This is a genomic window from Falsiroseomonas oryzae (assembly GCF_027856955.1).
Lineage (GTDB): Bacteria > Pseudomonadota > Alphaproteobacteria > Acetobacterales > Acetobacteraceae > Falsiroseomonas > Falsiroseomonas oryzae.
Genome location: NZ_JAPSMD010001007.1, coordinates 1 through 571, shown reverse-complemented (window position 1 = coordinate 571; position 571 = coordinate 1). Strand labels below are relative to the sequence as shown.

Annotated in this window: 1 protein-coding gene; it reads right to left on the bottom strand. The window is 77.6% G+C overall.

The window, feature by feature from the left end; all coding sequences use genetic code 11:
• Window positions 1-571: ABC transporter transmembrane domain-containing protein (locus tag OZN99_RS33220; RefSeq protein WP_270939423.1), on the bottom strand; the 571-nt coding region annotated here is incomplete at both ends.

Here is a 571-nt window from a genome sequence, read left to right as displayed (position 1 = left end):
GACGATCCGCGCCCAGGCCGCGCGCGCCGCGGCCAGCTCGTTCAGGGAGGCAGCGAGCCGCGCGAAGGGCCCGACGATGCGCGGCGTGACCAGCATGGCCAGCAGCAGCCCGATGCCGAGGTCGGTGCCGCCCAGGATCAGCGCCGCGCCGAGCAGCAGCGCGCCACCGCCCGACAGGGTCTGCACCACCACGGTCAGCGTCGCCGCTGCCCGTGCCGCCGCCTGCGCCTGCCGCAGCCGCGCCGCGCTGGTGGCCATCCGCGCGATCCAGCGTTGCTGCAGGGCCGGCAGCATGCCCATCGCGACCACCGGCTCGGCGCAGCGCATCGCGTCCGCCACCATGGCGGAGGTCTCCGCCGCGCCGCGGTTCGATGCGGTCAGCGCGCCAGCCGCGCGCCGCTCGCCCAGCCAGCCGATCAGTGCCGCGGCAGCCGCGCAGGCCAGGCCGAAGGCGGACAGCCGCGGATCCATCACCAGCAGCGCCAGCAGCAGCACCGGCACCGCCAGCGCATCCAGCGCCGCCGCGGCCAGCGTCCCGCTCAGCGCCCGCCGCAGCTCGCCGATGTCGGCC